We start from the raw sequence: 19,239 nt of genomic DNA on the forward strand, positions 1-19,239 counted from the left end.
TTTTCCACATAAAATATTTATTTATTAAAAATAAATAACTTAAAAAATATCAATTAAAAAAGATATACTTATTTAAGAGAGCCATTACGGTATTCAATCGAATCACCAAAAATGATAAAGAAACCCAAAACTCAGCAGATGACTGTGCCAACCCAGAACCCATTTATGTCCAGCCTTACGCTTTTCTGACTATATTTTCAAACCGTTGTACGCGAATGTGTAAATCATCTAAAAAAACTTTTGCTTTGGATGCGACTTGTGTATATTTCCAGCCCCTTAGTCGCGGGCATTTGCTCCCAACGTCTACAAGCGAAATGCTTTACAACGGCTGCCTGACGAGATAATTTTGCATTTATGGTCATCGCTCACGAAAAGCCATTTTAATATTGTAGGAGAGAGCCAATTGCGTAGCTTGCTTGGAGATTATTTACTGCAACGATTACAGCAAGATATTGACGGAACCCTACAATTGCGGTTGTTTCGCTGCTTACGCAACGCCATTATTGACAGTGTGCTCGCACCCAAAACTCGCTTACCTGCATCTCGTGACTTAGCCAAAGAAATTAAAGTCTCACGCAATACCGTACTCAGTGCGTACGAACAATTACAAGCGCAAGGCTATGTTCAAGCACGTACAGGCCAAGGCACTTGGGTCGCTGAAAAACTGCCAGAATCCTTTTTGGTCAAAGCTGAAAATACCAATAGCCAAACTCAAGAAAAAAAGCCCCAGCAGAATTATAATTTGTCGCAACGCGGTTCCTATCTCATCGGCTATTCAGCTGCATCGCCTTATCAATGGGGCGCATTTGTGCCCGGGGCACCTGATGTCACAGAATTTCCGCACCATATTTTTAGCCGTATTCAGACCCGCCTCAGCCGTGAACCCGAAATCAACAGTCTCATTTATAGCAATGCGGGCGGTTGTTTAGAGCTGCGCCAAGAACTGGCGGAATACCTCAAAATTGCGCGTTCGGTGCAATGCGATGCAGACCAAATCATTATTACCGAAGGGACACATCAGGCGATCGATTTGGTTTCGCGGACCTTAAGTGACCCAGGCGATGAAGTTTGGATTGAAGATCCAGCTTATTGGGGGGCACGGAATATTTTACGCATTAATGGCGTGAATCTACGCTCCTTGCCTGTCGATCAAGAAGGTATTATTCCTGACCTAGACCCGAAAACCCCGCCTAAACTGATTTTTGTGACGCCTTCACATCAGTACCCTTTAGGCTCTCACTTAAGTTTAGAACGTCGTAAACAACTGATTGCCATCGCGCGCCAGCATAAAAGTTGGATTGTGGAAGATGACTATGACAGTGAGTTCCGCTTCTCGGGTCAGCCCTTCCCTTCTTTGCAAGGTTTGGAACCTGATGCACCTGTCATTTATATGGGAACCTTCAGTAAAACCATCTACCCTGCTTTGCGCATTGGCTATTTGGTGGTCCCTAAAAAGTTGTTTTCACCACTGCGTATTGTGGCATCGGAACTATATCGGGGCGGGCATTTACTGGATCAAAAAGTCTTGGCAGAGTTTATCCGTGAGGGCCATTATGAAGCACATATTCGTCGTATGCGTTTACTCTATAGCAAGCGCCACGCCTTTTTAATCGACCTGATTACACGTCATCTTGGGGCAGATTTCCTGCATGAATACAATACCGCTGCTGGTTTACATTTGATTTTAAAGCTGCCGAGCAACATGGATGATGTGTTGATTGCTAGCAATGCACTTGATCAAGGCGTAAAAGTTCGAGCGCTGTCACAGTACTATACCAAGCATTATTCAACACGGCAGAAAGGACTACTATTGGGCTTTGCCTGTGTCCGTGAACAAGAAATATTGGTGGCTTTTGGTGTGTTACTCAAATGTCTGCGAAATGCAGGAGTTCGTACGCTGAGTTGATTATTTTTATAAATTAGATACTTAAGTTTTTTAAAACCATTCGACTTGCGACTAAAGCAGCAGTTACAAAGCTAAGTTTTGCTGCTTCATTCTATAAATTATTGAGATGAGAGTAAACATTGGCTCCCCAGCTTTTCACATTTTAGCTGCAATTGGCTCCTTCCAAATGCTAAAAAATGGCTCTCGTTTACTGAGAACAAAAAAGAGAGATTAGGTGCATACATAAACAACATGTAACCGTTTTGTAGCCAAAGTGTGATTTTTCACGCTTTGACAGAAATATCAGATTTATTCATTTTTGCCTTAATAATAATAAAGCCTCTGATCATTCGGTTACAGTTTTAAAGGATGAGTAGTCCGAAAAAGGCTTTGCCCCCTTTTGAAACTACCTCCTTAAGATTAAGGAAAATTATATGGAAGCACCTAAACAAAGCGCTGTGCCGGATGCATCTCAAGGCTTAAAAAATGGACTTAAGTCGCGTCATCTCACCATGATCTCGATTGCAGGTGTCATTGGTGGTTCACTGTTCATCGGCTCGGGAAATGTTATCTATTCGGCAGGCCCTGCTGCAGTTTTGGCCTATGCGTTTGGTGGATTACTCATTCTGTTAATCATGCGCATGCTAGGTGAAATGGCTGTTCTCAATCCAGACAGTGGGTCATTTTCAACCTATGCAGATCGTGCCATTGGCCGTTGGGCTGGTTTTACCATTGGCTGGCTGTATTGGTGTTCTTGGGCTTTGCTGATGGGTTGGGAAGCCTATGTCGCAGGTAAAATTCTCAACAGTTGGTTTCCCTTTATCCCGATCTGGGGTTACATGCTGGTCGTGATTGTGTCCTTAGTTTTGGTTAACTTACAAAATGTTAAAAACTATGGTGAATTTGAGTTTTGGTTTGCACTCATCAAAGTAATTGCGATTGTGATTTTCTTAGTGATTGGTAGCTTGGCTATCATGCATTTATGGCCTTGGGGTCAAGCAAGTGCATCAGGAATCACGCATTTAACTGCGGACGGCTTCATGCCGAACGGTTTCTCGGCAGTGATCACCGCCTTACTTGGGGTTATGTTTGCCTATATCGGTGCTGAAATTGTTACGGTTGCGGCGGCAGAATCAGAAAATCCTGCCCGTGAAATCCGTAAAGCGTCTAACTCTGTGGTTTGGCGAATTATGTTGTTCTATGTCGGTTCAATGTTTATTACCGTATGCTTAATTCCACATAACAATCCACTATTAAAAGATCCAACGTGGGGAACCTATAGTGTGACTTTGTCAGCACTTGGCATTCCAGAAGCAAAACACATTGTAAATTTTGTAGTCCTGACCTCGGTATGTAGCTGCTTTAACTCGGCACTTTATACCTGTTCACGGATGTTATTTTCACTGTCCAAACGTGGCGATGCACCGAAAAGCTTCGGCTCAATCAACCGTAATGGTAGTCCATGGATGGGCGTTCTGGTCTCGTCATTATTTGCTCTGGTGGCGACGTACCTTACCGCTACTGAAAGTATGAATGTCTATGACATCTTCATGTTAGCAACAGGTACAGCAGCGTTGTATGTCTACTTGACTATTGCCTTCTCACAATTACGTATGCGTAAAAAATTAGAAGCTGAAGGACAAGTAATTGACTTTAAAATGTGGTTATTCCCTTGGCTCACTTATCTTGCCATCGCATTTATCATTGGCGCGCTCATTACCATGCTTGTGGAAGGCACCTACTTCAAAGAAGTGACGTACACCAGTTTACTTGCTCTGTTTATTGTTGGATTGGGCATCTGTGCACAGAAGTTTAATTGGGGAAAGCATGCTCAAGATAAGCCTATGAATACTCAGGCGGACTTGACCAACAATCTGTAATGTTAAACTAATGTCAGATTGAGCAAAATTCAACATACACTAAAACCAATGGCCTCCCAGTGAAAGCCATTGGTTTTTTAGGCTAAACTCAGAAATAAGTTTAATTTTCACTCAAATGTTAGCCGCCGTTTTTATCTATCTTTTTGTATTCATATACTAGAAAACTGTCAGCCTGTTTGATATTGCAGAGCCCTTTCAGAAAAAAATTTTGTATAGATTGCCGCCTCACTTTTAAGTGCTTTCACTATTCCCTTTATTCTAATAATTTTTATATAACACTTGAATAAAAAGCAAACGATTATCATTTACATATTTCGCTAGTCAGCTTATTATTTCACAAACTTACAAATTCTCCATATTTTCTTCATATTTCACCTATACATCATTTTAAGGATCTCTTGTGTTACTCCCTCATTTCAAAAAATCAGTCCTCACCCTCTGCTTATTTCCCTCCATACTTTATGCAGCCGATACATACCCTACTGTGACGCTTAACCCGATAACTGTGCAAGCCGAAGGCAACTGGTTAGATGAAGCCAATGCACAGAAAGTACTAAATCATGCTGGAGCGCGTACAGTCATTCAGCGTGATGAGTTGATTAACCGAGGCGTAACTTCTGTCAAAGAGGCTTTACGCACTGTGCCTGGTATTCAAGCTCCTGAAAATGCAGGAACAGCAGGGAGTGATGCATCGTTAAGCATCGGTGTCCGTGGTTTAACGTCACGGTTTTCACCACGCTCACAGGTACTCGTGGACGGTGTTCCACTTTCGTTTGCCCCTTATGGTCAATCACAACTCTCCTTAGCACCCACTAGTTTAGGCAATACTGAAAGTATCGACGTGGTGCGTGGCGCGGGCTCTGTTCGCTTTGGGCCACAAAATGTAGGAGGGATTATTAACTTTAACTCGCGTACAATTCCTGAAACCTTTGCTGGAACGGTAGACCTCACTACAGAAATTGCAGAAAACGGTCATGTAAAATTTAACCCCAACTTATTTGTGGGTGGAACCTTAGACAACGGTTTAGGCTTAGCGCTGTTATATTCTGGCGTTAATGGAGAGGGTTTTCGCGATAAAAATGATGACTCTGACATCAACGATATTCGCTTAAAAGCAGCTTATGCAATAGATGAATATGCAAAAATTGAAGCCAATCTACACCGCTACGATGCAGATGTAGATATGCCTGGAGGTTTAACCCCTGCTCAATTTGCTGAAAATCCATATCAGTCCTTGCGCAATCATGATTATATGAAAGGGCATCGTACTGACGGTTCAGTTAAATACAGCTATAAAAAAGATGACAATGCCTTTGAGCTTTTGGCCTATCACACTGACACCTTCCGTGATGCAGGAATGGAACGTAGTGGATCAAAACTGTACCAAACGGCGCCACGTAATTATAAAGTGACGGCAATCGAGCCACGGTATTCGCATGCGTACCAACTTGGGACTACTGAAAATGAAGTTTCTGTGGGCTATCGCTATCTACATGAAACTAGTGAAGAGGCGGTTAATCGTGCAAGCTATAACACGGTCACAGGCCCTACAAATGAATATGCTTGGACCAAAGCAGACGGGAAAACAGATGCACATGCATTGTTCATCGACAACCGCACAGATGTGGGTGCATGGTCTCTGATTCCTGGTGTTCGTTTTGAGAAAATCAAAACCACCGAAAATATGTACAAATTAAATAAAGATGCATCGGTACTCAACGGAGTACATGCTGAAAAATCCTATGATGCAGTATTACCAAGCTTTTCAGTCATGTATAAAGCCAATGATTTGTGGAATATTTTTGCAAACTACGGTAAATCTTTTGCACCACTACAATATAGCCAAATGGCCAATACCAATGCGTCAGGTGCCTATCTGACCATGCAGGGCTTACAACCTGAAAAAGCCAATAATTATGAAATTGGTACACACTATTTAGACCCATATCTATCCCTAGAATTCACCCTGTTTTATATTGATTTTTCTGATGAATTAAAACGAGATGATGCAACTCAAACTTACTCAAATTTAGGTGCCACTGAACACAAAGGAGCCGAGTTCGGATTTAAATATAATCTCGGTGCAATCAGTGACGAACTCAGCGGTATTTCGCTATATGCCAATACCACTTACACCAAAGCAACCGCATCTGCTGGGGAAAACAAAGGACAAGATCTCGACTTTTATTCACAATTGGTCGGCAATGCTGGAATAGACTATAAAGTTGATCAATGGACACTAAACACTAATTTCTACGGTCAATCTGGTCAAACCGCATCGGGCACCCATGATGCTACTGGACGCTATGGCAACATTCCTGGTTATGGTTTAGTGGGTGTTCGGGCATCCTATGATTTTTCCAACACACAACTCAATGGTCTCAAAGTGGGCTTCGGTGTGAAGAACCTATTTGACCGTGAATACTACACTCGTTCAGCGGATCAAGTCGGTGGAATGTATGTAGGTGCGCCACAAACGTATTATCTACAAACCTCATTTGATTTCTAGACACTCAATTCTAGAAAAGCAAATATTCAGGCAGAGACACCTCTCATTCATCTTTGCAAAAGTGATGTCCTCGCCTGAAACAACTTTCCCTTTATTTCTAGACAGCACCAAAAGCTGAAATGGATACTCTATCTGATAAATGTCAGCCCCTCGGCATAAGCTGCTCAACTCAACCTACAACCTTCAAATCTAATAAAAGATACTAGAATCCCTTAAAATAAACCGATAAAAGGTTATGCCCTATTTTTACTAAATTTTAGATTCAATATAAAAATTAAGTACTTAAATAATAAATATGTTTTCAAAAATGACTGCGAAAATTTAGCCCACTCATCTCTTTAACTTACAATCAGTTGATTGTAACAATACAGAGAAGCATAAAACCAAGCTAGTCTCACTAAATTTTTCACGATAAGATGATATTTTTACTCTAGGGATAAGAAGATGAATAAGAAGCCAACAATTATATTAGTACATGGATTTTGGGGCGGCGCTGCCCATTGGTCTAAAGTCATTACTGACCTATCTCACAGAGGTTATGAAGCCCTACGCGCCGTTGAACTGTCCCCCTCACCTCTTTGGCGGATGATGTCGAAAGAACCCGTAAAATGATTGCTCAAGTACAAGGCGATGTACTTTTAGTTGGCCACTCCTATGGGGGGGGCGGTCATTACCGAAGTGGGTAATCAACCTAATGTTGTGGGTCTGGTCTATATTGCAGCTTTTGCACCCGATGCTGGTGAAAGTCCAGGTGGCATCACGCAGCAACATTTACCCGTTGGTGCACCCAACTTAGAACCCGACAGTGACGGATACCTTTGGGTCAAAGCCGATAAATACCATGAAAGCTTCTGTCAGGACTTAACGAATGATGAAGGACTGGTCATGGGCATCACCCAGAAAGCCCCTGTTGCGAGTACTTTTGGCAATACCATTTCAAACCCAGCATGGAAAAACAAACCATCTTGGTACCAAATTTCAACTGAAGACCGCATGATTCACCCTGAAAACCAAGCCATGATGTCTTCACGCTTAAATGCTCAAAAAGTCATTTCTTTAGATGCCAGTCATGCTTCACTCGCGTCTCAACCCAAAGCCGTTGCTGATTTAATTGATGAAGCCGCAACTTTCCTTGCACATTAAACTATTATATTGAAGGGAGTCTACAGACTCCCTTTTTTAGAGCTATTTTAAGTATCAAACGACTTTCGAATCACAATAGATAGCGCAATATCATTATCCTGTAGGTGTAAATATTCGCACATACTCGGTTCGATGGCTGTCAGCTAGACTTCAGCTTTTACTACTGAAACTATCCTTTATAATAAAGTTCCCTCGTTAAAAGTTTTATTCAAACTACGCTATTTCAAACAAGGTGTTATGCAAGTTTTGAATAACATTTTTTAACTAATTCAGCATCAAAACTTTCTGTATATTTTAATCAAGCAATAAGAATGAATAGATCATAAAAACAGTTCAAAAAATATAACAGACTAAGTGCAATTTTCTATTTTGTTATATTTTTTCTCTCCAATTCTTGTACCTACATCTTCTAGACATCCTGATGCAAGATCATCATCAGTATTTTAAGTAGGTAGTTTTTAATGAAACGATCTATGCTTTTTTATCATTCCGATCTAGACAGCAACTGGGTATCGAACCGTCGATATTCCTGCCAGCCATGGAGGATGCAATGAGCCTCGGATTAACCGCACTTGAGTTGGCAAGAATTCAATTTGCCTTTACTGTTTCCTTTCATATTATTTTTCCTGCAACCTCTATTGGTTTAGCCTGCTTTCTTGCCATGCTGGAATGGAAGTGGCTGCGCACTCAAAATCCAATTTATAAAGACTTATTTAAGTACTGGATTAAGATTTTTGCCGTGGCATTTGCTATGGGGGTTGTTTCGGGCATTGTCATGGCCTACCAGTTCGGGACCAACTGGAGTGAATTTTCACGCATCGCAGGTAGTGTCACAGGGCCACTGCTCACGTATGAAGTCATGAGCGCCTTCTTTTTAGAAGCCGGTTTCTTGGGCATTATGCTATTGGTTGGGGACGGGTCAGCCCCAAAGCCCACTTTTTTGCCACGTTAATGGTCGCTATCGGTATTTGTATTTCCATGTTCTGGATTTTATCCTCCAACAGTTGGATGCAGACACCTCAAGGCTTTGCCATTGAAAATGGCATTATTGTCCCCACAGATTGGTGGGCAATTGTGTTTAACCCATTCTTCCCCTACCGATTTGCCCATATGGCAGCAGCGGCCTTCCTAGTCTCATCACTTTTAGTGGTCGGCACCGCAGCATGGCATTTGCTGAAAGGTCGTCGTGATGAGTTAGTGAAAAAATCTTTTTCCATGGGCTTATGGATGGTCCTGGTCACGTCTTGCTTACAAGTTGTGATTGGGGACAACCACGGTTTAAATACCTTAAAACACCAACCTGCAAAATTGGCAGCCATTGAAGGTCATTGGGAAACCAATCGTGATCATGGCATGCCTTTATTACTGTTCGCTTTACCGAATATGGAAACAGAATCGAATGATCTTGAGATTGGTATTCCCAATCTGGGTAGTTTGATTCTGACGCATTCCCTAGAGGGTCAGGTCACTGGTTTAAAAGACTTCGCAGCTGAAGACCGTCCGAATGCACTGATTGTATTCTGGAGTTTCCGTGTCATGGTTGGCTTGGGTATGTTAATGGTTTTACTCTCATTAACAGCGCTGTGGCTGCGTAAAAAAGGCTCTTTATATGAAAGCAGTTGGTTTCATAAATTTGCCATCATCATGGGGCCTACAGGTTATATCGCGCTCCTAGCAGGTTGGGTCACTACAGAAGTTGGTCGCCAGCCTTGGGTGGTGTATGGCGTGATTCGAACTAAAGACGGTTTATCGCATACAGTCACCGCAGATCAAGTCGGCTTGAGCCTGATTATTTTTGTTCTGGTCTATACCGTCGTCTTTGGCGCGGGTATTTACTACATGCTGCGCTTGATCAAACTAGGCCCTGCTTTTTCTACGCCTTTAGATGCCGTACAAGATACTGGCCCGGGGCATTTTAAAACCCCTCTACGTCCACTCAGTGCTGTTGAAGAGTCTATCGATACCACTGATCCCTCTGCTCAAAATAGTAAGGAGAAACCACATGATTGATCTCGCTTTGGTTTGGGTCGGTATCATCGGGCTCGGGGTACTCATCTATGTGGTTATGGATGGTTTCGACTTAGGCATTGGCATTCTGTTTCCCTTTATGAACGGAACGCAAGAACGTGATGTGATGATGAATACCGTCGCGCCCGTTTGGGACGGTAATGAAACATGGATGGTCCTCGGTGGTGCTGGCTTATTCGCTGCATTTCCTTTGGTCTATTCAACTGTTTTATCGGCACTGTATTTACCCATTATTTTTATGGTAGTGGCTTTGATTTTCCGCGGCGTAGCATTCGAGTTCCGCTTCAAAGCCACGCGCACCAAATACCTCTGGGATCTTGCGTTTATCTGGGGCTCTATCTTATCGAGCTTTTTCCAAGGCGTGATTTTAGGGGCTTATATCCAAGGTATTCAGACCACCAATGGTATTTACAGCGGTGGTGGATGGGACTGGTTCACGCCATTTACATGTTTTACCGGTCTAGGGGTCGTGGTCATGTACGCCACTTTAGGCTGTGGCTGGCTCATTTGGAAAACCGAAAAAGAGATACAACAACGGATGTATCATCTGATGCCTAGACTGATTATTGCTTTGCTCATCATCTTCGGTGCAGTGAGTTTATATACGCCACTGACCCATCCTGAAATTGCGCAGCGTTGGTTCTCTCTGCCGAATCTATACTATTTTAGCCCCGTGCCAATTTTAGTTTTACTGTTTGTAGGCTTGATTCTATCGGCATGCAAAAAGCAGCATGAACTAAAACCGTTTATCTATACTTTGGCTTTAGTCTTTTTGGCTTTTACTGGCTTCGTCATCAGCTTATGGCCCAATATTATTCCGCCATCGGTCACTATTTGGCAGGCCGCTGCACCTGAGTCAAGTTTAAAGTTCACCTTGGTGGGAGCTGCAATTTTAATCCCAATCATCATTGCCTATACCTTCTTGTCCTATTGGGTGTTCCGTGACAAAGTACGTATAGGAGATCAGGGTTATCATTAATTGAGGAGATAGACATGAAAAAATTTGTTGATCGACTCAGCCCACGATTATGGTTTATTTTATTGTGGTGCTTTGGCTTTATTTCTCTCGCACTGATTGCGGGTTTCTTTAAGCTGTTGCTGAGTTTTGCTTACTAAAACCAGCCAAGCATTTTTTATGAATTAGGCACGGGACTTTCAATACATGTCCTGTGCCTTTTAATTGCAGCGAACCCATATGTATAAATCAGAAAAACTTGCGCTCAGCCTGAAACATTTGATTGAAAGTGGTTTTTGGAAAGCCAACGATAAACTACCTTCACTACGTCAACAAGCTGAAACATCGGGTTTTAGCCTGATGACGGTGATGAATGCCTATCAGGAACTCGAAGCGCAAGGTCTGATTTATTCACAAGAAAAACTCGGTTACTTTGTGACAGGCGATGCGCGCTCAGAAAGCAACTCCAATAGTGTCATCCTCAACGAAAAAATTGAAATCAACTCTAAAATTTTCAGATACTTAAAATCGATCCAATCTGAACAAATGGTTCCCTTTGGCATTGCCTTTCCCAACAGCCAACTACTCTACTCTGCCAAGCTGATGCAAACGTTGGGACAACGTGCCAAACACCGTCTCAGTTATGAACAGATGCCAAGTTTACCTCCCGGAAACTTTGAGCTGCGGAAACTGATTGCGCAGCGCTACTGTATGCAAGGGATTCCAACAGACCCGTCCGATATCGTAATTACCTCGGGCGGATTAGATGCTTTAAACCTCTCCTTACAAGCTATGACCCAACCGGGTGACTACATTTTACTTCAAAAAACAATATTTTATGGCGCATGGCAAGCGGCTGAACATTTGGGCCTGAAAGTCATTAGTATTCCTGAACATGAAGAACACGGTATTGACCTTGAAGCTTTTAAAGATGCGATTGAGCGTTACCCAATTAAAGTCTGTTTGCTGATGCTCAACAGTCACAACCCTATTGGTTTTACGGTCAGTGATGACATCAAATACCAACTGGCAAAGCTACTGCACGAACGCGATATCTATTTAATTGAAGACGATGTTTATGAAGAGCTTTATTTTGATCATAAAAAACCGCTGTCGATGAAATACTTTGATCAGAAAAATTTGGTTTTACACTGCTCTTCTTTTTCAAAAACTTTGGGTGCGGGTTTTCGGATTGGTTGGGTCTATGCAGGTAAATTTTCGGAGCATATTCAGCATTTACAGCTGATGAGCACGCTTTCCGTCAACTCATTTATTCAAAATGCCTTAGTCGATTATTTATCTCATCGACACTATGAAAAGCACTTAAAAACTTTGCGTAACACCTTAAAACGTCTCAAAAATCAGTATTACACTTATTTATCTGAACATTTGTCTGAAGAATATCAAATTCATTATTATCCATCGGGCTATTTCTTATGGATTACTTTGCCCGAGCAGATCAATGGAAATTTGATTTATGAGCAACTTTTAGAGAAAAATATCAGCATTGCGCCCGGTTCATTATTTTATCAAACCGACAATGTCCCACATCATATTCGGATCAATTGTTCATTTGAAATCAATGAGCGTATTCAAAATGCCTTAGATGCCTTGATCCAATGTATTTACCCAGAAGCCTTTGAATAAAAGTTAAACGGTTTAAATTAAGACTGATTTAAACCATCTTTTTATTTGAAGAGACTCACTGCCCATACTGCAAATATCACTATCCCAGAGATAAAATGACATGATCAGATCGGATCATGTCATTCCTCTCAAGCTAGGTATAAGATTTCTCAGCACTCATATTCTGAAAATAGGTGCGATAGATATAGACACAGCCAAGTGAAAAACCAGCCATCAGGCCAGATGCCATCGGTAAATGCATCACACTATCTTGTGGAAAGACAAAAACCAAAAATGGAAAGGCATATACCGCAGGAATGCGCATATCAAAGAGCTTGAGCAAAAGAAACATCAAGGGCATATATATGAGTGTGAGCAAGATCCAATCTTGAATCCACAACTGCATAAGCACGGCCATTGAAATCGACAGTGTCAACACAGCAACCTGCTTAAGGCACATTTTCAACGAATACATCATCATATTTAATGATTCATACACCACCACTGTAATCGGTGGAATCAGTGCCATCGCTTCAATCTTGAAAATAGCAGCGAGTGCAAAACCGATTAAAGTAATACTGGCATAAACACCTATTTTTCGTCGATCAAAATTGTCTTTCCTTTCTACGCCTTGGTTTAGTTTAAAGAGCACTACACCCAACATTAGGATAAAACTGGTGGCAAAAATCGAAATCAAAAACGATATTTCATAGGCTTGGGTCACAATCGGCAAGAAACCCGTGGCCAGTGCGGGCGGCAATATATAGTTAAACATCCGCATCACGAGCAACATGGCACAGAGAACTAAAACTAGTTTGAATAGATATGAAATTGGCATTAAGTTAATACAGAACCCGATTACAGCGGTCAAACTGGGTAAAATAAAAATTTTATCTGGCTGATTCAGCCACTGTTTATCTCGATAGACCCATAGCCCAACGGCCATCGCCGCCATTTCAGGCAGAATAATTTCACGATCATTCAGTCCATAGGCAGCCGCCACCATGAGTACTATAAAGACAAAGGCCGCGAGATAGCTTTTGGGGCTTAAGATTGTCTTTGCATGTGACATAGGATTCATATTCGATTCCTTATTGATTTAAAACGATATAAAGCGAAGTAAATACTTCGTCACTGCAATCAGCGATGGGGCAAATAGCACCATAATGATTCCTGAAATAATCATCGAGAGACTAGCAATGACGCCTTCCAATTCATGCCGCTGTCTTGCCCGAGCTATGCCCATAGCATGTGCGGCATTACCTAGTGCTGCGCCCGAGGCAAGATGATTTTTATATTTCATCCAAAGCAAAAGGAGATCTCCCAACAACATACCGACCAAACCTGTAATCACAGTAAATAGCGGAATCAGGCTGATAGAGCCCCCCACTTTTTCGGTAAGCACCAAAGCGAAAGGAATCGAAATGGAACGCGCCAACAGGCTATTTTTAACGATGTCATCAAAATCCAATAGGCTCGCCAAAAACCAACTGCTGAAAATACCCACCAACATGGCGAGGCTAGAACTGAAGAGCAACACTTTAAAATGTTGCTGAATCATGCGGCGATAACGAAAAACAGGAATAGCAAAAGCCACCGTGATTGGGCCAAGCATGGCCACCAAATATTGGGTATAAAAGTAATAGTCTTGGAACTGATGCTGTAAAAGAAAGATCAGTATGATGCTCACACTAGGAACAACAATAATGGGGGATAAATAGACTTTTTGGGTTCGAACAAAAAGTTGCTTTGCCATGAAATAGCACAGCGCAGTCCAAACCAAGTAAAAAATTCCCCAGAATTCAGTCATACTAATCTTCCAGTTTTGATTCTTGATTTAGCACTGGCTGCTTTAACAACAACCGCACGCTATATACAGAAACCATCATCACCAAAGCGGTGCTGATTAAAATCACCAGCAAAATTTTCCAACCACTGGCAATCAATAAATCCTGATATTGAATCACGCCAACCACTGGCGGAATGAAAAACAGCAGCAGTTCAGCCAGTAACAGATCGGCACCGCGTTCAACGTGGGCTAATTTCAACCATTTCATTTCAAGTAAAAACAACAGCAGAAAAAACCCAAGTACCCCTGATGCCACAGGCAAATTCAGCAACTTTTGTAAGACATCAGCACAGCCCCAAACAGCCAAAATAATGATGATTTGGCAGCTCGCAGTTTTTAGCTTCTTCAGCCGATTTCGGGCAGCCAACATCTCAATTTATGTCCGCATAAGCCCGCTCTTTAGACGGCTGGATTGAGACACGTTTGTAGGTTTCTAAAAAAGATTCATGTGCTAAACGTAGATCCAGATAAGTATTTAAAATTTCTTCGAGCACATCGGGAATATCTTCTGCTGGAAATGATGGCCCTAAAATATCGCCGATGGATGCATCATGATCTGAGTTACCGCCTAAGCTAATTTGGTAATATTCAGCGCCTTTTTTATCGACACCTAGAATGCCAATATTGCCGACATGGTGATGTCCACACGCATTCATACAGCCTGAAATGTTCAGATCGAGCTTGCCTAACTGATATAAAGCATCCAAATCATCAAAACGGCGAGCAATTGCTTCATACACCGGAATGGATTTGGCATTTGCCAAGGAGCAAAAATCTCCGCCCGGACAGCAAATCATGTCAGTCAAAAAGCCAATATGCGCACGAGCCAAATTGCCACGATCTAAGACTTGCCACAGTTCAAACAAATCCTTTTGGCGTACATCGGTTAAGGCAATATTTTGCTCATGCGTGGTTCGCAGCTCACCAAAGGTATATTGGTCAGCCAAATCTGCAATTAAACGCATTTCATCGGAAGTCATATCCCCCGGTGCTACACCCGCCCGTTTTAAGCTGATCGTAACGATGCGGTAGCCCGCGACTTTATGTGCATGGGTATTGATATTGAACCAGTGTTTAAACTTCGGATACTGTTGGAACAAAGCCTCAAAATTTCCCGCATCTAAAGATTCATAGGCAAACGGTCGAAATACTGCATCCATTTGCGCTAAAACACTAGGCTGAACTTTGAGCAGTGTTTGAGTATGTGCAAACTCAGCTTCCACTTTTTCTGCAAAGCCCGCTGGAGTGAGGGCTTTCACTAAAATTTTAATACGTGCTTTGTATTTATTATCACGGCGGCCATGCAAGTTATATACGCGCATGATGGCATCTAAATAGGCAATTAAGTCTTCACGAGCTAAAAATGGCTTAATGACATGTCCCGCTAAAGGGGTTCGTCCAAGACCACCGCCGACTTTAATTTGATAACCTAACTCCCCCGCTTCATTTTCTACCAGATAGACCCCAACATCATGAAAAGTCGTGGCAGCACGATCTTGTTCTGGGTGTGCACAGACCGCAATTTTAAATTTACGCGGAAGGAATGAAAACTCTGGATGAAAAGTACTCCACTGGCGAATTAGTTCACAGGTGGGGCGCGGGTCTGTGAGCTCGCCCTCAACTACACCTGCATATTGGTCTGTGGTGGTGTTTCGAATACAGTTGCCACTGGTCTGAATAGAATGCATGTGTACTGTAGCGAGTTCCTGCAAAATATCGGGGACATCTGCAAGCTGCGGCCAATTCAGTTGAATATTTTGACGCGTAGAAATATGCGCATAACCACGGTCATACTTCTGTGCAACCTCAGCCACCTTACGCAATTGCACTGAGTTCATTAAGCCATAAGGCACTGCCAAACGTAGCATGGGAGCATAGCGTTGAACATATAAACCATTTTGTAAGCGTAAGGGACGATATTCTTCTTCAGTCAGTTTTCCCTCTAAATAACGCTGGGTTTGGTCGCAAAACTGTGCGACACGTTCATTTAATAAATTTTGATCAAAGTCTGTATATAAAAACATGGGGATGACCTAGGTATATGCATCAATATGAAAGAAAAGCTGTTTTGAATGGCACATCAAAAATGCAAGTTAGGCGAAAAAAGCCGCCTGCTTTCGGGACACACCATGTTGTAAACAGGTCTGCATATACTCGGCATAGACCGATAACTTTTCATAAATATGCTCCGCATAGAACATATCTTCAACCAACTGGGTCGCTTGCTGCTGGTTATAACTGCCATAACTCAACAATAATTGCGCATTCAATGTGGCGAATTTTTCACATAAATCGATATATTGCTGATCTTTGTTTTTAAAGAACAATTTCCGCATATTCCATTCACTACTGTCGATGATGGCATCATGCGCATGGATAGAAATATAGTTAATTTTGACTTTAAAAAACTGTTCCAGCTCCGCGAGTTTTTGTGTATTGAGCACTAATGATGTCACCAAAAAAATCTGCGAGACATCAGTTCGACATAGTGCTTTGATCAATGAAAAATAGAAAAAATCGACATCATTAAATACGCTATCACTCAAATCTAAATAAACATTGAGTGCCTCAAGTACATCATCTATTTTTAGGTTTTGTTTTTGCTCTGCTTGATAGTAACGATTGAGGATATTGAGTACGGTCGGCGTTGCGGGACTGCTATAAATCACAGGATGGTTTAAATTTGCCAAGATAAAAGGCGCAAATAAAAATGCGACCTCGGCATGTTCTGCTTGAATGGCAGATTGCACAATATACTGAACTTTAGCGCTTGAAAAATCACGTAAGACTTTAGCACGCAGCAAAGTTGCTTCTAAGTTTAAATACTGCTGCGCAAGTAGATGTTGTAGTTGATCTGAAAGACCCTGCCCCTCAACCAATTCAGAAATTGTATTCAGTTGCTGTGTTATAAACATTACGCCACCATCAAGATTGTGATCCCTTCTTGAGTCAAATTTTCAGCTATTTTGGTGTGAATGAGTAGCTACAGTAAGGCTTGAAAAAACTATAACAGCGTGCCTCCTTCTCAAGTTTTATAGGTGCAAAACCATCAAAATTAGAAAAATAAATTCGTTATATAAATAGGAGCCCAATTCCATCATGGCGTTATTTTGAGTGCCTAAAAATTCAGAAACGACTTTTCTCTTTTCCTATTTCAAGCAGCCCTTTTAGCCATTGAATATAAGGTGGAATATAGAAAAGAGAATAAAAGTTATGGCTGACAAGACACCTCTAAAGTTGTTTTGATACGCTCTAATACAACGGTAGTTTTAAACCATTGCACATTCGCATTATGATGAAAAAGCTGATCACATAAGGCTTGAAATCGACTCATACTTGGCACCAAGAGTACCAACATAAAATCCGCCTCGCCTGTTACGTAATAGCACTGCTGTACTTCTGGAATTGAAAAACTTGCTTTCAACTCGTCAAGGTCAGTCACATGGGTTTGGTTGACACGAACCTCGACAAAAATCGTAATCACTTGCCCCAATTTGTCGGGATCAAGCAATGCGGTATTGCCAATAATATAGCCACTGTCTCTTAATTTTTGAATGCGACGTTGTACCGAGGCCATTGATAAATGCACTAAATCAGCCAATTCTCGGAGTGGCGTTAAGCAATCTTTTTGCAGATGCTCCAATAAAGCGAAATCAAATTTATCCAATTGCATGAGCAGCTTCCTGCGAGAAATTTTCTCATTCAAACGGCTTTGTTGCACAAACATTCAAAAGCTAAACTTCTTCCAAGTTATCTAAATTTAAGTGGCAACTTGGGTGTGAGGTCGACCTAAATCTGTAAATTTATTTAATACGGCCACACGTGCATGAATCTCATTGACTTGGCTTTGAAAGTTTCTCGCACGGAGTTTATCGCCTAATAATTTGATGCAATGCATCTTGGTTTCTATCAGACTTCTGCGATGATAGCCTGACCAATTTTTCCATATTGTTCTTCCTAAACGTTTAACTGTTCGAAGTAATTCATTTCGCTCTAGCGAGCTGGTCTTTGTATCTTTCCAAGGTTTCGCATTTTTTCTTGGCGGAATCACCGCATGTGCTTGTCGGTCTGCAATTACTTGACGGCATTGCTTGGTGTCATAAGCCCCATCAGTATAGACAGAGTCAATCTGCTCATCTTGTGGAATCTGATCGAGTAAATCACCAAGCACTTGTGAATCACTCACATTATTTGTAGTGAGTTGAATAGTGCGTATTTGAAGGGTTTCAGCATCTATACCAATATGAAGTTTACGCCATTGGCGACGATATTCAGGTTGGTGTTTCTTACGCTTCCATTCACCTTCGCCTAGAAACTTTAAGCCAGTAGAATCGACGATGAGCAATATATTGCGCAAGGCAGTCCATTGCAACTCTTCTCATAGTTAATTGCAATATCAATATGCTTTTGTCTTCTGCAGATGGTGGAATAGTCTGGTGCTGTCCAATCTAATCTACAAAGATGAATGAGACTTTGCACAAAGCCAGTGACCATGCGTAAAGAAAGACGAAATAAGGATTTGATCATTAAACAGCATTGGATGGCTGTATCTGAATAAGTTTGATTTCGACCATGTTTACCTTTGGGTTGAGCGTACCATTGCGTCTTGGGATCAAGCCAAATTGAGAGATTTCCTCGATTTATTAATGCACTGTTATAAGAAGACCAATTGGTTGTACGATAGATTTTAGGTGTGGGCTTATTCATTTGAGAATTATATTGTGGAATAAGCCTTTAGAGATAGGTTTGTGCAACAGAGCCCTTAAATAATGGTAATTCCTTATCTTTAAAATAGAGAACGCCCGATGAAATTCATTAGGCGTTTACTTTAAATAAGTGTCAGCTTATTTTATAACCAGATACACTTGACAATCACGATTCTTTTTCTCAATTGCCTTAAAAAAACAATCTTGCTATTTTTGACTTTTCACACCATTTTGTTCAACTTGTACTGCGGCTTGCCAGCTAGGTAGTTGGCTTAAACCTGCTACGTAACGTTGGATATGGGGATAGTTTTCACCTTGTCCCATATGATAAACTAAAGCATGTAGTCCAAAGCCCATCATAAAGTCAGCACCGGTTAAACGGTCTGCCACTAGAAATTCTTTATCTTTTAAATATTCATTTAAATGGCTAAATACTTTATCGAACTCAACTTGAGTATAATTTTCTAGAAATACCAACTTCGTGCCCTGCTTGGTTTCTATCGCATTAAACGTTTTTAATAAAAATGGAAGGGCGAATTCAAACATGAGGTGCGACAGTTTCAAAAGCCTTATGATAATCAACAAGCTGAGCAAATTTCTCTAATGGTGTAAGCCAATCTAACGCCTTTCTAGGACGAGTATTCAGTGACATGGCAAC

At 41.5% G+C, this 19,239-nt stretch carries 12 protein-coding genes and 5 pseudogenes; 8 read left to right on the forward strand and 9 right to left on the reverse strand.

Features of this window, described 5'->3' with window-relative positions:
* Window positions 1-403: 403 nt before the first annotated feature.
* From MF4640_RS13635 to MF4640_RS13665, 8 genes and pseudogenes are all read left to right on the forward strand, one after another.
* Window positions 404-1,906, forward strand: a complete 1,503-nt coding sequence (locus tag MF4640_RS13635) for a PLP-dependent aminotransferase family protein (RefSeq protein WP_078389935.1) — start codon at window positions 404-406, stop codon at window positions 1,904-1,906.
* 413 nt (window positions 1,907-2,319) lie between these two features.
* A complete protein-coding gene (locus MF4640_RS13640) occupies window positions 2,320-3,765 on the forward strand; it encodes an amino acid permease (RefSeq protein WP_078389936.1) in 1,446 nt (481 codons plus the stop codon).
* A 400-nt stretch (window positions 3,766-4,165) separates the two neighbouring features.
* Complete coding sequence (locus MF4640_RS13645) at window positions 4,166-6,274, forward strand: TonB-dependent receptor family protein (protein WP_078389937.1); 2,109 nt, start codon at window positions 4,166-4,168, stop codon at window positions 6,272-6,274.
* Window positions 6,275-6,718: 444 nt separating this feature from the next.
* Window positions 6,719-7,417 (forward strand): annotated as a pseudogene (locus MF4640_RS13650) (alpha/beta hydrolase).
* A gap of 550 nt (window positions 7,418-7,967) precedes the next feature.
* A pseudogene (locus MF4640_RS13655) lies at window positions 7,968-9,427 on the forward strand (cytochrome ubiquinol oxidase subunit I).
* A complete protein-coding gene (cydB, locus tag MF4640_RS13660; RefSeq protein ID WP_004694788.1) occupies window positions 9,420-10,424 on the forward strand; it encodes a cytochrome d ubiquinol oxidase subunit II in 1,005 nt (334 codons plus the stop codon). Before MF4640_RS13655 ends, cydB begins: the two are co-directional and overlap by 8 nt.
* 14 nt (window positions 10,425-10,438) lie before the next feature.
* Window positions 10,439-10,561 (forward strand): hypothetical protein, encoded by a 123-nt coding sequence (locus MF4640_RS19055; protein WP_004694789.1) that lies wholly within the window; start codon window positions 10,439-10,441, stop codon window positions 10,559-10,561.
* Between the two features lie 79 nt (window positions 10,562-10,640).
* Window positions 10,641-12,047 (forward strand): PLP-dependent aminotransferase family protein, encoded by a 1,407-nt coding sequence (locus MF4640_RS13665; protein WP_010326139.1) that lies wholly within the window; start codon window positions 10,641-10,643, stop codon window positions 12,045-12,047.
* A gap of 133 nt (window positions 12,048-12,180) precedes the next feature.
* Here MF4640_RS13665 and MF4640_RS13670 read toward each other — a convergent pair whose 3' ends face one another.
* The 9 genes and pseudogenes from MF4640_RS13670 to MF4640_RS19060 form a co-directional block, all read right to left on the reverse strand.
* Complete coding sequence (locus tag MF4640_RS13670) at window positions 12,181-13,107, reverse strand: HPP family protein (RefSeq protein WP_010326138.1); 927 nt, start codon at window positions 13,105-13,107, stop codon at window positions 12,181-12,183.
* 18 nt (window positions 13,108-13,125) lie between these two features.
* Window positions 13,126-13,836, reverse strand: coding sequence for an LrgB family protein (locus tag MF4640_RS13675; protein WP_078389938.1), 711 nt, complete (start codon window positions 13,834-13,836; stop codon window positions 13,126-13,128).
* A 1-nt stretch (window position 13,837) separates the two neighbouring features.
* Entirely contained in the window at window positions 13,838-14,245 is a 408-nt protein-coding gene (locus MF4640_RS13680; protein ID WP_078389939.1) for a CidA/LrgA family protein, read from the reverse strand.
* 1 nt (window position 14,246) lies between these two features.
* Window positions 14,247-15,899 carry a nitrite/sulfite reductase gene (locus tag MF4640_RS13685; RefSeq protein ID WP_078389940.1) on the reverse strand — a complete coding sequence of 551 codons (1,653 nt, stop codon included), beginning with the start codon at window positions 15,897-15,899 and terminating at the stop codon, window positions 14,247-14,249.
* A 69-nt stretch (window positions 15,900-15,968) separates the two neighbouring features.
* Window positions 15,969-16,790: a hypothetical protein gene (locus MF4640_RS13690; RefSeq protein ID WP_004694803.1), complete on the reverse strand. Its 822-nt coding sequence runs from the start codon at window positions 16,788-16,790 to the stop codon at window positions 15,969-15,971.
* Between the two features lie 296 nt (window positions 16,791-17,086).
* Window positions 17,087-17,548 (reverse strand): Lrp/AsnC family transcriptional regulator, encoded by a 462-nt coding sequence (locus MF4640_RS13695; RefSeq protein WP_078389942.1) that lies wholly within the window; start codon window positions 17,546-17,548, stop codon window positions 17,087-17,089.
* Window positions 17,549-17,635: 87 nt separating this feature from the next.
* Window positions 17,636-18,582 (reverse strand): annotated as a pseudogene (locus MF4640_RS13700) (IS5 family transposase).
* 206 nt (window positions 18,583-18,788) lie between these two features.
* Window positions 18,789-19,112, reverse strand: a pseudogene (locus MF4640_RS13705) (glutathione binding-like protein); the annotation flags it as partial.
* 7 nt (window positions 19,113-19,119) lie between these two features.
* Window positions 19,120-19,239: pseudogene (locus MF4640_RS19060) on the reverse strand (IS30 family transposase); the annotation flags it as partial.

Source organism: Acinetobacter sp. MF4640, from assembly GCF_002018895.1.
In the GTDB taxonomy this organism is placed as follows: Bacteria; Pseudomonadota; Gammaproteobacteria; order Pseudomonadales; family Moraxellaceae; genus Acinetobacter; species Acinetobacter johnsonii.